Genomic DNA, 14,141 nt, shown 5'->3' on the forward strand with positions numbered 1-14,141 from the left:
AAAACAGTCAGAAGGCTGGGAAGCCATGTTGAAATCCCTTTAAATTGCCGAATTATCAGTGCTACCAACATGGATCCAATTGAAACCGTAGAAAAGAAGACTATGCGGTCCGACTTATATTTTCGTTTGGCAACAGTTACCTTATATATTCCCCCCTTGCGGGAAAGAAAAGAAGATATCCTATTATTAGCGATGCATTTTATAAAAAAATACAATAACGAATTCGGGTTGTTCTTAAAAAATATCTCCGAGGATTTAATGGAACATTTTAAGCGCTATCATTGGCCCGGAAATGTACGAGAATTGGAGAATTTTATTGAAGGCGCCATGAATTTTGTTCAGGCCAAAGACCGAGTCCTCGGGCTGCACCATTTACCAGAGTATTTCCGCAAAAGAATTTTTAATGTAAAATATCCCCAGAACTCAGTGCTTTTTAAGGGAACCCTTCAAAGTGTTTTACAGGAAACTGAAAAAGCTTGCATAGAAAGCACCTTAAGAAAAAATAAAGGTAATATTACGAAAGCATCTCAAGAACTTGGTATTTCGAGACAAAATCTCCATCATAAACTTAAATCTTTGGGAATTAAATCAACTACAATTAAAAATAACTAAAACACACGGAGGAAATGTGCCTACATCTCCTCCGTGTGTTGTTTCTACTCGTGTCCTGGTTAGGGATAAGTTGGCACCTACCACGAATCCACTAACCCAAACACTGTAGTATTTGTGATCATTTTGATTGGGGTTTTAGAAAGGGATTACTTTTCGGCGTCTTCGACGATCTTTCTAAGTTTTTGTTGCACTTCCTTATCTAAGGGTTCGGGTTTGTATTCGTTGAGGACTTCGCGAGCCTTTTCAGCAGCTCTCTCAGCTACGTCTTTTCCCCCTGTCTCAGTTTCCCAGACTTGACGCATTCTTCGATCAAAGAGAGCCGCTCTGGATTGTTCACTCCTCACATGAGCCATAGTGTGCTTTTCCGTCAGGTAGTGTTTACCACTACCGCCGCCAACCTTCTTAATAATATCAACAGCCAGTGTCTCATCGTTGATTTCTACACCACGAACCACTCTTCGTACCATCTTGGCAATTTCAGCATCGATAAGTAATTGGGCATAGCTGAAGGTTACCCCTAACTCCAGCATTCCCATCCCATAAATCATATTAACTCCTGCTAAGGCCGGCAGTAACGCTGTAATCGTTTTTTCATGGCCTGCCTGAGCGTCGGAACATTTGCTATCTGCCTATGTCCCTGCAGTATAGCTGGGCAATAAGTAGAACTGTGCCAAAGCTGCCACACCCGCACTACACATGCCAAGCTCCGGCGAGCCCACCGGGGCGGTAGCATATTGCAAGTCAAAGGTCGTGGTGGAGCTACCGTACATCACAGGTGCTCCCCTGCTTGCCAGCTGAGCTAAAGTAATTCCGGCAAGAACCTCAGCATTGTGCACCACAAGAGTGCCCGCAATGGTCACTGGGGTTGTCGCCCCGGACATAGCCATAGATAATATATTGACAGGAACACCCGCCCGGGCAAAGGTCATGATGATATCACAGCATTCTTTGTGCAGCTGAAGTGGGCTTTGCGGGCAGGTCAAGGCGGAAAGAATTGGACGCTTTCTTAAATTGTCCATGCCACCGACAATGGCCGCACCCATTTCTAAATACTTTTGAGCATGATCACCCGAGGTAAGGTCAATGTGCATCACGTGTTTACTCGTATTATTTAGAAAAGCTTCCGCTTCGTGTAAATCTACCGAGACTTTAGGACAATCTCTGGCTGAAACTGCATGAGAATATACATCAACTTCATCCAGATAGTCGGCAACCAAAGCGGTTCCCGCAACATCTGCTTTAATCGTATTTCTTAAGACACCTGTATAAGGGTCAACAATTTTTACTCCGGCACCAAACGTAGTAAAATTTACTCTGCTGCTTTCCAAAACTGTATCATTCTTTGGATTACGGCCGGCGAGTGTAATAGTGCTAGGTGCAGACCGGATTGCCTCCTCGACAAGGTGAGGAGGAATACATACTACGGATTGACTGCGGTCCACCATAGCCCCCGCATCCTGGAAAAGATCCAACGCTTCCTTAGAAGTGATATGTACCCCTTCCTGCCAAAGGATCTCGAGAGTTGCATAGTGGATTTGCCTTAATTCTTCCTCTGTGTACATGTTCATACTGAACCCATGTTTTTGAGGATTATTTGACCGGGGATTTCTTATCGTCACCTTTCAACCCACCCTCCTGATAATTTTGTGTTCTTCATGCATCAGATCGCAGAATACTTATGCCAACAATTTTTTACCAAGCTCACAAGCCGTAGCTGCATCCGGAGCAAAACCATCGGCACCAATTTCAGCAGCGAACTCCTCAGAAATCGGAGCTCCGCCAATAATAATGCGAACCTTGCCCCTTAGCCCTTCTTTTTCAAACAGATCAATGGTATCTTTCATCGCTACCATGGTTGTCGTTAGTAGGGCCGACATGGCTATAATATCGGCATTATGTTCCTTCGCAGCGGCAACGAATTGTTCCGGAGAAATATCCACACCCAAATTAATGACTGTGAAACCCTCACTCTCCATCATCATCGCCACTAAATTCTTCCCAATATCATGAAGATCACCTTTTACCGTACCAATCAAGACCTTACCCTCTGAAGGCATGTCGCCTTCAGCAATTAAGGGTTTGACCAAATTAATTCCTTCCGACATGGCCTTAGCAGCCATGAGCACTTCAGGTACAAACATATCACCTTTTTTAAAGCGCACTCCAACGATATTCATGCCTGCAATTAAACCTTGATTAATAATTTCTAAAGGATCTGTCCCACTATCAATGAGGGATTTCGTTACTGTTTTTACCTGATCATCGTCTCCACTTAACACAGCTTTAGACAAATCATCAAAACTTGGCATTTCGCTACCTCCTCCATTGTTATTCATTTTTAATAACAAAAATTATCCTCCTTTCTTTATTTGTACAATTATCAATAAGCAAATTTCATACCAATTCTGATAAAATGCGGAAAACCTTGACGGGAGAAGAGTTAGAGTATTCTTAATACGTAAAGACATCACCGGAACTGTAACTATTGGTTTACAGTTCCGGTGATGTCTTAATAAAATCAAGTGTAATTATTTTTTTCTATGAAAGAATGAATTACGGACAATATTTTTTAATCCGCTTATTTCAGTTATTAACATTCAAATTATTGTTATTGCTCGTCGGCGGACTTTGAGTAGTTCCTTTGTCCTCTCGTACAAGGATGCTATAAAGCACCGGTACTATCACCAGGGTAAAGAGTGTGGAAACCAGAAGCCCGCTCATCAAGGCGATGGACATCGGCGTAAACAAATCGCTTCCGGAAAGGGCCAGGGGCACCAACCCGATTACGGTGGTTACCGCCGCTAAGATAATCGGCCGATAACGGCGGTTAACAGCAAAGGTGCAGGCCTCTTCAATCGCCATCCCCTCTGCCCGGGCATGGTTAATAAACTCAATCAGCAGAATTGCGTTCCGAATAACTAAGCCCATTAAGCTGACTACACCCACTAAGGCGGTAAAGGATAGAGGCTGTCTAAATAAGATTAATCCCGCAGTCACACCGATGATGGACAAGGGGATGGTTATGAAGATAATGGCCGGTTGCAAGAAGGAGCGAAACTGGATCATGAGGATGACATAAATCAGGAACAAGGCGAAAATAGCCGTAGTCCCCAAATTACCGAAGTTGTCTTTGATATCCTTGGCTTCCCCATCATAATTTAGGGTAAGTCCGGAAAAATCAAATCCGGAATCAACCAGTCTTTGTTTTAAGGTCTTTTCAATCGAAACAGCGCTGTAGCCCGGTTCAACCTTACCGGTAATGCTTACCGCCCTAACTCCATCATATTTCTTAATGGTGGGTACATGGGACTGAAGATGAATCTCACCAATCTGCTTAAGCAGCACTTTCTTCCCTGTAATTGAGGACTTAATGCCCAGATTCTCAAGATCTTCCTTGGTACGGATATCGCTTTTTACGATGATGGAGTATTCATTTCCGGCAATGCGGAATACGGAAGCTTTAGCTCCATTTAAGGCGATATTGATCTGTTGCTGGATATCATAATTAGTTAAGCCCATTGTCGTAGCCTTTGACCTATCTACATCGACCACGAATTCGTATTCGTTGGCGGTATAATCATCCTCCACCTTCATGGTCCCTGGGATCTCCTCCAACTCATGGCGTATTAACTCTACCGCTTCCTTAACTTGTTTGGCATCCTCCCCACTGACCCGGAGTTCCAGAGGATCACCGGGCATGGCCTTTTCCAAAAGCAACACATTGGCTTTCCCACCCATTAACCGCTCATCGATCTGTTTCTGTAGATGAAGGGCTAGCTCCTCATTATTGTTGAATTCTCCTTTTGTCAAATCCACTTTGAGCATAATTTGCCCAAAATCCTTGGAAGGAGTGGCTTTCGGCAGGGTGATGTAGAATTTAGGCAAGCCGTCCCCTACAGCTGTCGTATAGTTTACTACCTCTGCATTTTCCTGAAGGATCTCCTCAACTTGAGCCGCCAGCTTGGCCGTGGCATCGATGTCGGAAGCACTTTCCGAATATAAGTTAATATAAAAGACATTTTTATCTGCCTTAGGGAAAAATTCAATGTGGAGCTGTAAGGCACCGTAGCCAGCCAAAGCAATCAAAAGAATCGATACCAAAACCGTGGACTTTTTATATTTCATACCTACGCGGAGAGCAAAATCATAAATCCGACGAACGATCGTCCGTTTATCCGCTTCTCCCTTTAACTTATTAAAAAACAAGTAGGCTAAGACCGGAGTGACTGTGATAGCGACCAAAAATGAGGCAGTTACAGCAATAATTACCGTCTGAGGCAAAGTACGCAAAAATTCCCCCGCCGGGCCAGGGACAAATAACATGGGCGAGAAAGCCGCTGCGATAGTTAAGGTGGCGGAAAATACCGGAAGCATGGACTGCTTCATGCCTCTGATGCAGGCCTCCATCCTTTCGACTCCTTGGTCAATCTGAACTTGAATAGCATCAATAATAACGATGGCATCGTCTACCAATATTCCTAAAGCCAAGATGAGGGCCGCTATGGAAATCTCCTGTAATTGAATCCCCAGCAAATACATAGCGGAAAAGGTCAGGATGATGGAGAGGGGAACTGCCGTTGAGGCCACCAGAGCATTGCGAAAGCCCATCCCCAAGAATACGACAATCAGAACCAGACCCATGCCCTCTAAGAGATTACGGAAAAATTTAGCTACGCTTATTTCCACCTCCGTGGGCTGGTAAACAATCTCATCCACTACTAATCCGGGGGGCATTACTGATTTTAGCTGATCCAGTTCAGCCCGAACTTCTTCCCCGATTAAAACAATATTTCTGTTCTCTTTGAAAAAGCCACTTAATAAGATGGCATTTTGCCCATTATGCTTGATCTGATAGTTGGAATCTTCTAAATCCCACTTAACTTCGGCTACATCTTTCAAATGAATGGGCGCACCTGTCTCCTTAGACACATCGATAATCAGGTTCTCAATATCACTGAGTGAGGTAAATAGTCCCGGTGAGGTAACATTGATCTTAACATGATTATCGCTTAAAGAACCGGCGGGAATTTGTAAGTTCTGAGCCTTGATTAAGTTAACCAATTCGTTGAGGGAAAGACCGTACTTATTTAACTCTGCAGTATTTATTTCAATCTTCGCGGCTTTATTCTGCACCCCGGCAACGGCAAAGCGAGAAATCCCATCAATCTTTGCGAGTCGGTCTTTATACTGATTGGCATATTCGGCCAGCTGTTCATAGGTGTAGCCTTCACCGGAAAGGCTGATGATCATACCTGCTGTCTCGGCAAGTTCCGTGTCAACTTGAATGCCTAGACATTCCGAAGGGACTTTTGCTTGGGCATCATCTAAGATCTGGCGCAGTTCGTCCCATGCTTCCTTCACATCCACATCATTGTGAAGCTCAATCACCACTACCGAGAGACTATTTTTAGTAATGGATTGGGAGGTTTTATATCCCGGTACTTCCCGTATATCCTCTTCAATAACACGGGTTACTAATTTTTCCACATCCTCTGGCGAAGCCCCCGGATAGATGGTTGTAATAACGGCAAAAGGTGCCGAAACATCCGGACTTTCCTGCTTGGGAACCATGTAATAGCTATAAATTCCCAAGGCAATGGCTAAGATGGTGAAAAAGATCGTAAACCGCCAATTTTTAATAACGTGATAGATTATTCCTTTCTTATTGCTCATCGGGGTTGACCTCGCTTTGGACCTTAACCTTATTGCCTTCTTTTAAGGTCTTCATGCCACTGATTACATAACTATCGCCGGGCATTATCCCTTCCACCCGCACATTGAAGCCTTGGACATCCAAGAGCTTAAGATTTCTTTTCACCGCCCGCTCTTCTTCCACCACAAAGACATAATCTTCACCGTCATTAAGAACACAGGCTAAAGGAACCCAGATACCCGGTGCTTCTCCCTGAGCAAAGCTTACCTGGACAGTGGCACCAAGGTGGTAAGCATCTGCGGGGAAGGGCTTCGTAAGGATGAGCTCGGTATTATAAGTCCGGGTCTGTGGATCAGGAATAGCCCCCACCCGGACGACTTTTCCGGAGGTTTGGAGTCCATCCATAGTAACATCTGCTAAAGTGCCCACCTTAATCTTCTGCACATCATTTTGAGAAAGCCCCACATTGATCTTTTGCTCCGGAGAACGAACTACAACCACCGGATAACCGGCGGCAACGATTTCACTTTCCTGGAAAAGAATATCCACTACATAACCATCCCGATCAGCATAAAGCTGGGCATCCTTGAGTTGGATCTGTTTAGCTTCCAACTCGATCTTTGCCTGATTATATGTAGCCTCCTTTATATCCAGATCTAATTTGGCCTTGGTTAGATCTGATTCAGGTAAAGCACCGGCTTCATAAAGCTTTTCAAGTTTTTGAAAAGTATCCCGAGCTTCATTATAAGCCTTCTCTGCCTTAGTGACGTTGAGCTGAGCAGCTTGCACCGCCAGGCTATATTCCGTTGTATCTAAAGAAGCCAGCTTTTGCCCGGCCTTCACCGGACTATCTTTTTCTACAGCCAAGTCGAGTAATTTGCCGGATACCTTAAAACTGTACTTTTGCACCTCTCCGGCGGAGGTTAAGCCTGTATAGCTTAGTTGTACAGGATGTGACTCTTCCTCTGCTGCTTGGACCTGAACTAATTTCTCCTTCTCAGGAGTAATTTCCGCCACCTGTTCTGTGCACCCTGACAGAAAAAGTGCAACAACTAGAATTGATGCTGCAATGGCTCCAGTCTTGCTTTTAAATTTGCCGGTTAGCATCTTTACTTTCCTCCCCATCTTTGAGAATCCCATAAAAAATCAGATTCTTCATTTCTTCCAGCAGTTGTTTGACAGTAATATCTTGGGACTGAAGCATTTTCGGGTCAGCCGGGGTCATAAAAATATTGTGAATCACACGCAGAATAATAATTGGGTTAAGATCCGAACGAATTCTGCCCTTTTTTTGCCCCTCTTCGATTTGCGGCAAGAGGATTTCTTGTCGATATTCAGCTAGTTCCTCAATCTTTCCCTTTTCCTCCGGGAAAAAACGATACAACTCATCAACCAGGCGGAAGGGGATATCCCCCGGCGTATACATGGTGAGCATGGCTTCGAACTTCTTTAACCAAGTGGAGTGCTTAGCAATTTCCTCGCTAAAAGTTAATTTCTCCAGCTCCACGATTCTATCCACCAGCTCGCTAATGAGTTGGTTTTTCGAGTCAAAATACTTATAAATGGTCTTTTTACTCATTCCTAATTCCCCGGCTACATCATCCATAGTAAATCCCCTAAGACCATAGCGCATGATTAAATCATAGGCTTTATCAATAATCCGGTCCCGCAAAACCATTCCCTCCTCCACGGAAACTATATTAGTATTTTCAGTTTCCTACATAGTCTATCTTCTGTCAAGAGCAAAAAATAGAATAAAAGAAAGATGCAACAAATGCATCTTCCTCCCTTTTTAAGCCCTTCTTTATTGGCCTAAAGATTGAACTTTTACTTGACCTTCCTCCAATACCTCGCCATTTAACAACCAGTAGTAATTAGGATCTTGCCCGGCAACAATATCTCCGCCATTGGGATCAGAATGGAGCAGGTTTCCCGGATGCCGTTGAAGTCCCCATTTAAACAAGAGCTTAAGCCAGTCTTTGAGGATGCCGTCTAGCTCCTGGGGGCCACTTTTACCCTTCGAAATTCCTTTGAAGTATAAATTTCTGCCGCTGTGCTTTTGGACCACAGTATTCCAGGCCAAGGTTAAATTAGGAGCCTCCGTAGCCAGAACACCTTCCTCCCAATTTTTCAGCAATTGCTCCCGGCCAATTCCGGCTTTTCCGGAAGCTGCTAAATAAAGTGCTTCATAAGACCCGGTAAAGCGGCGAGCAAATTCCATGTACTCCCTTTTAGCTCTTTGAAAACTATGGGGGTGCAGAACTAGGTTGGCAGCAGTGTTTTCCGAGTGATTTTCTTTCGTTCGGGATCGTTTATTATCTTTTTTCGTAAGGATCATTTCCAATTGCTTCGTCTCAGTCTTTGGCACCGATCCTTTTTTACTATTTTGGGGTTTTTTAAATTTGTTGGCATAACGTTTTCCAAAGTAGAACAAAAAGATAACTCCGAAGGCAACAACCATACTTTCCCAGCTACTTCCCATACTCTCCCCCCAGTCTTATTAAATTAATGTAGCCTGATATATTTTATTCGCCAGTGTAAGAATTTCTTCTCTATCGTTAAAGAAAACCCTATATTAAGTTTACGCAGTTTTGGCGGAGTTTTCAAGCTACTCGTCTTACCATGACACCTTACTTCTGGAATTCAAAGCGCAGCTTTCCTTCTTTGGCATTATCCCAGATCAGAAACGCCGCAAAACTTTTTCCTGCCTTAGATTTAAAGCCCTTAATCAGAGGGGTTTTCCCCTTGCTCAGGAGGCTTTTTACTTGGGCCTTTGTCAAAACCTTGCCGCAGATTGGATGCTTACCCAGGAAAAACTTACATCCTTTTTGCCAATTCTCGCAGCCATATCCCTTGGAGTTTTCTCTAATCCGACCGCCGCAATTAGGGCAATTTCCCAGCACTTCCGGAACGGCTCGATCTGAAACATTATTTTCTGCCTTAGGGTTTGTTGCACCTTTAGCGTCTGTAACATCTTTAACACCCTTAGTATTTGTGGCTCGTTTAGGTTCTGCAGGTTCTTTGCTTTTTCCTTGTGAAGAGCGGTTCTGGAAAGCATTGGCGATGGGCCTTTTACCATGAACAGATTCAAAATGGCGCAGCTCTTCGATTATTGTACGAACAGAATCCTCGACCCTTGCCATAAATTTATGCAGAGGCATTTCTCCCCGTTCTACCTGTGATAATTCATATTCCATCTGACCGGTCATTTCCGCACTGATCAGCAGCTTAGACTGCGGCAGGCTTTCTTTGATTAAGCGTATCAGCTCGAGACCTTTATCTGTAGGGTAGAGGACCCTCTGCCGTTGACTAAGATAACCCCGGCCCAAAAGATTCTCAATAATCGCCCCACGGGTAGCGACAGTGCCAAGGCCTTTACCCTTTAATTGTTGACGCAAAGCCTCATCTTCGATCTCCCTACCTGCCCCTTCCATAGCCTTGATCAGGTCCCCCTGCGTATAGCGCTTTGGTGGTTTGGTCTCCTTTTGTAAGGCTTGGCAGGACCGATTCTTTACCTCTTCGCCCTTGCTAAGATCCGGCAGCTTTCCCGCCAAGTTATCTTCACTATTACGCTCTTCTTGATCAGGACCCCCTTCCCCAGTCCCTTTTCCCTGCTTCTCTACTTTTTTCCAGCCCGGCTCAAGTAAAGTTTTCCCTTTACTTAGAAAATATTCATCGGCAACCACCGTAGTTATTTCTTTTTCGAAATATCGGGCCGGAGGAAACCAAATAGTGAGAAAACGCAAAACAATCATTTCCCAGACTTTCAGCTCTTCCGGCGTTAGCTTGCCCAAGGAAATCTTCTCCGTGGTGGGGATTATGGCATGGTGGGCAGTTATCTCATTAATAACTCGTTTCCCTTTTGGTATGGGACGCTGGAGAGCTTCCTCAACCCACTGGGCATAGGGAGTTTCCTCTAAGGCCTTTAGATGGGCTCCCAGTTTGGGGAGCATATCGGCCGGTAGGAAATTACAGTCCGTCCTTGGATAGGTTATCGCCTTCTTTTCATACAAAGATTGGGCGATTTTCAAAACCTTCTCCGCCCCAAAACCATAGCGTTTGGAAGCGGCAATCGTTAATGAAGTCAAATCATAGAGCAAAGGATGAGGCTCTGCACTTTCTTTTTCCTTCACTGTATGGACTTCTCCGTACTTCCCGTGAATTTTAGCAATAATCCCCTCCGCCCGGGCCAGATCTAAAGAATATTTATCCTCTTGGTTCTTTTTCGCGGTGGGATCGAACCATTTGCCCTTATATAACCCTTGGGGACTTGCAAACTCTGCTTCTATCTCCACATAAGGAATAGGGATGAAGTTTTGGATGGCCAACTCCCGCTCCACTACTAAGGCTAAGGTAGGGGTCTGGACTCTGCCGATGGAAATCACATTGGGCTTTTTCCGAACCGGGTCAAAGCTCCCAAATAAGGCGGTGAACCCTTCCGTTAGATTCATCCCAAAATCCCAATCTCCGTAAGAACGTCCATATCCCGCTTGGGCTAAACCGGCCACTGCTTGAAAAGGACGTAGATTAGCCATTCCTTCCCTTATGGCTTCCTGAGTTAAGGAAGAAATCCATAAACGAAAAAGTGGTTTTTTACAGCCTAATTTGTCCCATATTTCTTGAAAAAGCAGCTGGCCTTCGCGGTCCGCGTCCGTTCCGCAAATAACCCGGTCAATGACTTTTGAAGTTAATAACTGCTTAAGTACCTCATACTGTTTTTTCGTACCGGTCTTAACCGTATGCTTGAATTCACTTACCTGAGGGAGTACCGGCAGCCGCTGAAGCCCCCAGCGTTTCCCGACCTTTTGGAGATCCATGTAGGTTTCCGGTGGCTTCAGTTCTAATAAATGGCCGATACACCAGGAAATTATGTATTCCTCATTCTCCAAGTATCCTTCCCCTTTTCCTTTAACGCCAAGGGTTTTCGCATACTCCCTGGCTTGGGAAGGTTTCTCAGCTATAATCAATGTTTTACCCAATGCTACACCTCTTTTTTACCATTCTGGATTGGCAATGAAAAGTGCTATTGCCGGGGGCTATATTTTAAGTGCATTCATAATCGTGGCAATCATGAGCATTGTCGCCCTGATCTTAGCCGAAATTTACATCCTCGCCAATGGCGGAGAATTGTTGACAGGGATGAGAACCCTGCAAGTGTTGGCACTAATTCTGCTTTCCTCTCTGGCAAGCACAGCCATAATGTTTTTTCTGGCCTCCTTCTTCAAGAGTCAAAATGCTTTTTCAACAGCCGGCACCCTTATCGGAACGCTGATTGGTTTTTTAACCGGTATCTATTTACCCATTGGGACTTTGCCTGAAGCAGTACAGTATGTGATAAAGATTTTTCCAATTTCTCATGCGGCAGTTCTATTTCGTCAGATCATTATGGAGGCACCCCTTCAAGAAGCTTTTGCCCATGCCCCGGCGGAGAGCCTGGCAGAATTTAATTCAATGATGGGAGTGACTTTCCGTTACGGGGACACTATCTTAACTCCTCAGGGAAGTATTGTGGTGCTGCTTGTTACTGCAGGACTATTTTATGGGCTGAGTGTATTGAGCCTGTCTTATAAGCGTAGATAACGAGAACTGACATGGAAAGCACGCTCCTTTTGGTTCTATAAAAGTTAAAACGTATAAAAGAACCTCACCGCGGGAAATTATATACTGATTCAGGGTGAAAACCTCTGAACATATCCTAAATGCAAAGGAGTGCGTAAACATGCCTGGACGCGTAAACAAAATTGATGCTCATCTTCAAGGAGTCAAATGCGTGGTCAACACCTGTCACTATTGGGGAAATGATCACTGTTATGCCCAAGAAATCGAAGTTCAAGCACCTAATGCAAAAACTACCGAAATGACCGACTGTGCAACTTTCGTTCCCAATGGTACCATGGGATAATACTAAGAATAGAAATAATATTCAACTTGTGTTTTCTAAAACCTTCTTTATCCGAAAAGAGTAAGGACGCTTATCCTTACTCTTTTTCTCTAAATCAACTTTTTTTAAAATGTCTCTTGGCTGGATTTAAATGCAATTATAATGCTTCCGACCGATGGCGGGCCGACTTCTTTCTCTTTTGCTCCCGTTGTATTAGCGCATAACTCACAATAAGTACAAATATAGCAAGTGTCACTTGCAAAGGATCGGTAATAAGTCCTCGCATGATTAAAGAAATAGTTAAAGGCACTACAAGTCCCAACACAACTGCAATCCCATCAACTTTTCCCGGCGATAGTTTTGTAAATTCTTTTAGGGCCCACCAAACAACTCCGGTTACTCCGATTGCCAGCAATAACCCCTGTAGCATAAATTGGCTAAACATTCTACTCCCCCGTTTATACACCTTTACTTTATTATACCTGATGGTATAGGAGCACATATAGAGGGAATGTTTGCTAGTTTTAGTTCTTCGGGTTCTTCGGGTTCTCTGGGTTCTCAAAATGTGGTAGATAATATCTTATGGCAAGGATAGAGGTTCCGAAATTATAAAGAAAATGAGCCCAGATGGTTGCCCAAAGAGTTCCGGTGTAGCTATAAAGTGTACAGAGGACGATACTGATTAGAAATACCCCACTCAGGAGGACAGGCTTTTTTAAGTAGCGAATATGCATAACTGTAAAAAGAATGCTGGTAAGTATAACCCCTTGAACAGGGCCGAAATAACCGGCAACACCTGTTTGCAAGACCCCTCGTACAAGCAGCTCCTCTGAAAGGGCGCCAATTAAAAATATGGGAATAAGGGTTTGAGCGGGTAACTCTAAAAGCAGGCGATTTACTCCCCCATCGTCGAAAGCATCGACAGTGAAGGTTTTCCAGGCGGCCAACTGAAGCCCCATCCCTAAAATCGCCGCGATGGTTCCGATAAACCAAATCCCCCCAGTGTTATCCCAAGCGAAAAAGTCTTTCAATTCGTACCCTTTGCGTAGATAGAAAAACCACAGCAGCACTCCGCCGGGAATCAATAAAATTAGCTGGGTAAGCCAAAAAGACGGAATCAAAGCAGCCCGAAGCTCATCAATCGTATCGCTGGTGCTGTTTTCAGCAGGATCAAGACTCTCTGTTTCATCGATAGCGTCGGTTTTAGGGTCTTTTAGCACCGAATCCCCTCCCAAACATTGATTCCAGTGATAACTTGCCTTTAGGATTGCCAGTCTTTATTATATAGGAGAAGAATTATTTAGGAAAGGTGATACCAACTTTGGCTAAAATCGAATTGATCGCTACCAGTGCCTTCGGCATCGAAGCTATCGTGAACCGGGAACTCCATAATCTCGGCTATACTGAGACGAAAGTAAGTGACGGTAAAATTGCCTTTATGACCAATGAATTGGGAGTATGCCGGGCCAATCTTTGGCTGCGCAGTGCGGAACGTGTCCTTTTGAAAATGGGTGAATTTAAGGCCACCACCTTTGAGGAACTTTTCCAACAAACCAAAGCTCTTCCTTGGGAGGACTGGCTGCCCATTGATGCTGAATTTCCTGTTGAAGGGAAATCCATAAAATCCAAACTCTTCAGTGTCTCCGATTGTCAAGCAATTGTCAAAAAGGCCATTGTCGAACGCCTTAAAGATGTCTACGGTATTAGTTGGTTTAAAGAAACCGGACCCAAATATAAAATCGAGGTCGCCCTTTTAAAAGACCTAGCCACCTTGACCATTGATACCTCCGGTGCCGGTTTACATAAACGGGGTTATCGAAAATTAGCCGGCCAAGCCCCCTTGAAAGAAACCTTAGCCGCCGCTATGATCAATCTCAGCTATTGGAAAGCTGACCGGGCCCTCATCAATCCCTGCTGTGGAACAGGAACCATACCCATCGAAGCCGCAATGATTGCTCTAAAGCGGGCGCCGGGCTTGAAGCGGGATTTCATTGC

General features: G+C 44.3%; 12 protein-coding genes and 1 pseudogene. 4 read left to right on the forward strand and 9 right to left on the reverse strand.

The genetic code is table 11. From position 1 onward, the window contains the following. Positions 1-156 precede the first annotated feature (156 nt). The gene (locus tag AC1U9U_RS11435) at positions 157-612 is read left to right on the forward strand and encodes an AAA-type ATPase lid domain-containing protein (protein ID WP_479960702.1); all 456 of its coding nucleotides are present in this window, start codon (positions 157-159) and stop codon (positions 610-612) included. A gap of 146 nt (positions 613-758) precedes the next feature. Here AC1U9U_RS11435 and mttB read toward each other — a convergent pair. From mttB to AC1U9U_RS11470, 7 genes and pseudogenes are all read right to left on the reverse strand, one after another. Further along, positions 759-2,231, reverse strand: a pseudogene (gene mttB, locus AC1U9U_RS11440) ([trimethylamine--corrinoid protein] Co-methyltransferase). A 57-nt stretch (positions 2,232-2,288) separates the two neighbouring features. Then, positions 2,289-2,921, reverse strand: a complete 633-nt coding sequence (locus AC1U9U_RS11445) for a cobalamin B12-binding domain-containing protein (protein ID WP_479960692.1) — start codon at positions 2,919-2,921, stop codon at positions 2,289-2,291. 274 nt (positions 2,922-3,195) lie between these two features. Further along, entirely contained in the window at positions 3,196-6,285 is a 3,090-nt protein-coding gene (locus tag AC1U9U_RS11450) for an efflux RND transporter permease subunit (protein ID WP_479960693.1), read from the reverse strand. Beyond that, positions 6,275-7,372, reverse strand: a complete 1,098-nt coding sequence (locus AC1U9U_RS11455; protein WP_479960694.1) for an efflux RND transporter periplasmic adaptor subunit — start codon at positions 7,370-7,372, stop codon at positions 6,275-6,277. Before AC1U9U_RS11455 ends, AC1U9U_RS11450 begins: the two co-directional genes overlap by 11 nt. Further along, a complete protein-coding gene (locus tag AC1U9U_RS11460) occupies positions 7,353-7,937 on the reverse strand; it encodes a TetR/AcrR family transcriptional regulator (protein WP_479960695.1) in 585 nt (194 codons plus the stop codon). The genes AC1U9U_RS11455 and AC1U9U_RS11460 overlap by 20 nt, the downstream gene beginning before the upstream one ends. Before the next feature lie 132 nt (positions 7,938-8,069). Continuing rightward, a complete protein-coding gene (locus AC1U9U_RS11465) occupies positions 8,070-8,747 on the reverse strand; it encodes a hypothetical protein (RefSeq protein ID WP_479960696.1) in 678 nt (225 codons plus the stop codon). A gap of 148 nt (positions 8,748-8,895) precedes the next feature. Then, positions 8,896-11,244 carry a type IA DNA topoisomerase gene (locus AC1U9U_RS11470; RefSeq protein WP_479960697.1) on the reverse strand — a complete coding sequence of 783 codons (2,349 nt, stop codon included), beginning with the start codon at positions 11,242-11,244 and terminating at the stop codon, positions 8,896-8,898. A 34-nt stretch (positions 11,245-11,278) separates the two neighbouring features. Between AC1U9U_RS11470 and AC1U9U_RS11475 the strand changes: the two genes are divergently transcribed. Beyond that, positions 11,279-11,845, forward strand: coding sequence for an ABC transporter permease (locus tag AC1U9U_RS11475; protein ID WP_479960698.1), 567 nt, complete (start codon positions 11,279-11,281; stop codon positions 11,843-11,845). A 139-nt stretch (positions 11,846-11,984) separates the two neighbouring features. Continuing rightward, the gene (locus tag AC1U9U_RS11480; RefSeq protein WP_479960699.1) at positions 11,985-12,167 is read left to right on the forward strand and encodes a DUF1540 domain-containing protein; all 183 of its coding nucleotides are present in this window, start codon (positions 11,985-11,987) and stop codon (positions 12,165-12,167) included. Positions 12,168-12,303: 136 nt separating this feature from the next. Here AC1U9U_RS11480 and AC1U9U_RS11485 read toward each other — a convergent pair whose 3' ends face one another. Both AC1U9U_RS11485 and AC1U9U_RS11490 read right to left on the reverse strand, forming a co-directional pair. Further along, positions 12,304-12,591, reverse strand: coding sequence for a hypothetical protein (locus AC1U9U_RS11485; protein WP_479960700.1), 288 nt, complete (start codon positions 12,589-12,591; stop codon positions 12,304-12,306). A 79-nt stretch (positions 12,592-12,670) separates the two neighbouring features. Then, on the reverse strand, positions 12,671-13,339 hold the full coding sequence (locus tag AC1U9U_RS11490; protein ID WP_479960703.1) for a CPBP family intramembrane glutamic endopeptidase: 669 nt from the start codon (positions 13,337-13,339) through the stop codon (positions 12,671-12,673). A 128-nt stretch (positions 13,340-13,467) separates the two neighbouring features. On the opposite strand from AC1U9U_RS11490, the gene AC1U9U_RS11495 reads away from it, so the two are divergent. Beyond that, a partial coding sequence (locus tag AC1U9U_RS11495; RefSeq protein WP_479960701.1) for a THUMP domain-containing class I SAM-dependent RNA methyltransferase occupies positions 13,468-14,141 on the forward strand: 674 nt, incomplete at its 3' end.

The sequence above is a fragment of the Desulfitobacterium sp. genome (assembly GCF_982384815.1).

Excerpts from the sequence above, each read along its gene's own strand:
- AC1U9U_RS11445 (WP_479960692.1), bottom strand. The coding sequence starts at position 2,921 with ATGCCAAGTTTTGATGATTTGTCTAAAGCTGTGTTAAGTGGAGACGAT.
- AC1U9U_RS11450 (WP_479960693.1), bottom strand. The coding sequence starts at position 6,285 with ATGAGCAATAAGAAAGGAATAATCTATCACGTTATTAAAAATTGGCGG.
- AC1U9U_RS11455 (WP_479960694.1), bottom strand. The coding sequence starts at position 7,372 with ATGCTAACCGGCAAATTTAAAAGCAAGACTGGAGCCATTGCAGCATCA.
- AC1U9U_RS11465 (WP_479960696.1), bottom strand. The coding sequence starts at position 8,747 with ATGGGAAGTAGCTGGGAAAGTATGGTTGTTGCCTTCGGAGTTATCTTT.
- AC1U9U_RS11475 (WP_479960698.1), top strand. The coding sequence starts at position 11,279 with ATGAAAAGTGCTATTGCCGGGGGCTATATTTTAAGTGCATTCATAATC.
- AC1U9U_RS11480 (WP_479960699.1), top strand. The coding sequence starts at position 11,985 with ATGCCTGGACGCGTAAACAAAATTGATGCTCATCTTCAAGGAGTCAAA.
- AC1U9U_RS11485 (WP_479960700.1), bottom strand. The coding sequence starts at position 12,591 with ATGTTTAGCCAATTTATGCTACAGGGGTTATTGCTGGCAATCGGAGTA.